Source organism: Micromonospora sp. ABR4_055 (genome assembly GCF_056160425.1).
In genome coordinates this window covers 1-2,811 of the sequence record NZ_JBSWXD010000288.1, presented here as the reverse complement: position 1 = coordinate 2,811, position 2,811 = coordinate 1, and the positions used below count along the sequence as shown (strand labels likewise).

Here is a 2,811-nt window from a genome sequence, read left to right as displayed (position 1 = left end):
GAGACCGTCACGGCCGCAAATCAACACCACCACGGCTGCCGGAGCACGCACCAACTGTCCGACTACACAAAGTCACCCACGGGAACTGGGACTACTTACGACTGTTCGAGCAGTTAACTGATTGACGTGCGGGGTACGTGTAGGACGCACGCGTAGTCGTGGACAGGAATTGATATCTCCCTGTCCACGACTCGTGCCGCTGCGGAGCCTGGTGCTCCTGCGCACCGCTGCTCCGGCCCTATTCAATATGTTTAAGCCCTATTGAATCGATGAGTCAGGAATTTGCGGGCAGCCCCACGAAGCGTCCCATCGCCTCTGCTGCGTGGTCGAAGAAGGCGTCCGGATCCGCCGCAAACCCCTGCACGTGTCCGTAGACACTGAAGCTGACCATACCGAGCAACTGGGTCCACGCAATTAGGGTGCGAGAGATGGTCGAGTGTGGAATTCCAGCGAGGAATCCATTCGCGAGTGCGGACACGTTCTGTTCCATCCCGTCGCTCATCGGCGGTTCGTCGGCGATGCTCAGTGTGCCGGCCTGGTGGGCCTGCCTGAGCAGGCCCACGAGAACCGCTGCGGCTCGGGCGCCGACGACCATCGTCTCCGCAGGGGCGCTGTAGTCGGGCTGTGGCGGTCCCCAGATCAGCGCGTACCGCTCAGGATTGTCCTGGGCCCACTTGCGAATCTCGCGGCAGGTGGACGACCACTGCCCAAGAAGGCCTTCGTCGGCAGCCGCCTGGGCACCCCGCTCGGCGTGATCGCCCATGTCCCGATATGCGTCGAGGATCATTGATGTCAGTAGCTGTGCCGGGTCGGAGAAGCAGCGCTGGACCTCGGCCTGCGGGACATCCAGGTCGGCGGCGATGCTCGCGAGCGGCAGACCTGCGGTCCCGGGCCGGGCCAGCCGGGCATACGCCTCATTCTTGACCCGGACGGCCAACTTGTCGTCTCGGCGGTAGTCATGTTGCATGAAGTCGTTTCCCATCTTCAGTTTGCTACGGTGCGGTGCCGGGGGAGGAACTGAACCAGCAGGCCGATCGCGACAGCGAACCCGATCAACCACAGCACCCCAGCGAGGAATGCCGGTGCGTAGGTCATCGGATCAGTGAAGCCCTCCAAGCGGTTGTAGAAGACCACCCCGACGATAGCCACGCCCACCGCACCGCCGACCTGCTGCGAGGTGGCCAGCACGCCTGAGGCGGCGCCGGCGTACTCCGGATCGAGGTTGGCTAGCACCGTGTTGGTCAATGGGGCGAGCACGAGTCCCATGCCCGCGCCGGCGAGTACGAAGCCGGGCACCAGTACTGCGGTCCGTCCACCGATTCCGATGTCCGAGACGATCATGTACGTGATGATCAGTCCGATGAACATCACGACCGACCCGACTGTTAGGACATGTCGACCGAGTCGTTGGGAGATCGCTTCCGCACGCAACGAGGTGATGAAGTAACCTGCGGCGATCGGGGTGAAGATGATGCCAGATTGCAGGGGCGTCATACCCTGCCCTTCCTGCAGATAGATCGCGAGGAAGAGGAAGAACGAACCCATCAGCATGTTGAACAGGACCGTGACCACGAGTCCTACGCTAAATGCGCGTTCACGGAAGAGTCGGACGTCGATCAGTGGTCCGCCAGCGCGGGCGAGCAGCGCCCTCTGGTGCCGCACGAACGCGGCGAGGGCGGGAACAGACGCCGCCAGCATGATCCAGGTCCACATCGGCCAGCCGCGCTCGCGCCCTTCGACCAGAGGTAGGACCAGCGCGACCAGCCCTGCGGCGATCAGCACGGTGCCGACGAAGTCGAGCCTGGTCCGGTTTTCAGCGCGGGACTCGGGCACGAACCGTAGCGTGAGTAGCAGGGTGGTGATCCCGATCGGGACGTTGACCAGATAGCAGTTGCGCCAGCTGAGCCCCAGGAGGTCGGTTTCGATGAGGATGCCTCCGATGAGCTGTCCACAGACCGAGGCGAGTCCGAGCGTCACGGCGTAGGCGGTGAAGGCACGGGCGCGCGCTGCACCGGTGTAAACCACTCCGAGAATGGCCAGCCCTTGCGGCATCAGAAGCGCGGCCGACAGGCCCTGAGCGATCCGGGCTGCCACCAGGAATTCCGCGGTCGGGGCCAGGCCGCAGGCAGCGGAGGCCGCAGTGAAGCAGGCCAGGCCGATGAGGAAGATCCGACGGCGACCGTAGAGGTCGCCGATGCGGCCGCCGATGATCAGGCCAGTTGCCAGCGACAACCAGTATCCGGCGATGATGAACTGAATCGCCGCCGGGCTCGCGTTGAGCTCGCGTTGGGTCGACGGGATCGCGACGTTCACGATGAAAAAGTCCAACGCGACCATGAAGATGGCAGCCAGGATGATGGGCATGATCACCCAGCGGGGCGTGGTGCCCGTCGGTGGATCGGCGGGTCGTTCAGCTGTGGCTTGGCCTGCCGACGCCGTGGTCTCAGACACCTGACCTCCCTCTTGTGTGCTTGCGGGGTCCCACGTATTCCGACGGGCTGCCGTCGAGGCAGCACCGCGCACCGCATTGCTCCTGGCAGAACAACCGGCGGCGATGCGGCGAAGGGGCGATGTCCCGGTGCCGGCGGCGGTCTGACCAGGTTGTCATACGTGGAGCTTATCCGTAGCAATTTTGGTGACTATGCTCAATTGTGTCGATTACTTCGTGGGTAATGAGGACCGGGCCCGGGTCGTTCGCTGTGGCTGCAGCCGAGTGCTGGGCTCAGCCTCGATCCACCGACGCGGTTGCCGCTGAATGTTGGTTGATCATTTCTGTATTGGGTGGTGCGGCGGGCGTGAGGGAGTCGCCGA

The 2,811-nt window shown here is 63.7% G+C and carries 2 protein-coding genes; both read right to left on the bottom strand.

Annotated features, from left to right (window positions below; all coding sequences use genetic code 11):
- Positions 1-274 precede the first annotated feature (274 nt).
- Complete coding sequence (locus ACXAHD_RS31810) at positions 275-982, bottom strand: TetR-like C-terminal domain-containing protein (protein ID WP_281551238.1); 708 nt, start codon at positions 980-982, stop codon at positions 275-277.
- A 2-nt stretch (positions 983-984) separates the two neighbouring features.
- Entirely contained in the window at positions 985-2,451 is a 1,467-nt protein-coding gene (locus ACXAHD_RS31805; protein ID WP_281567291.1) for an MFS transporter, read from the bottom strand.
- Positions 2,452-2,811: the final 360 nt, after the last annotated feature.

Excerpts from the sequence above, each read along its gene's own strand:
- ACXAHD_RS31810 (WP_281551238.1), bottom strand. The coding sequence starts at position 982 with ATGGGAAACGACTTCATGCAACATGACTACCGCCGAGACGACAAGTTG.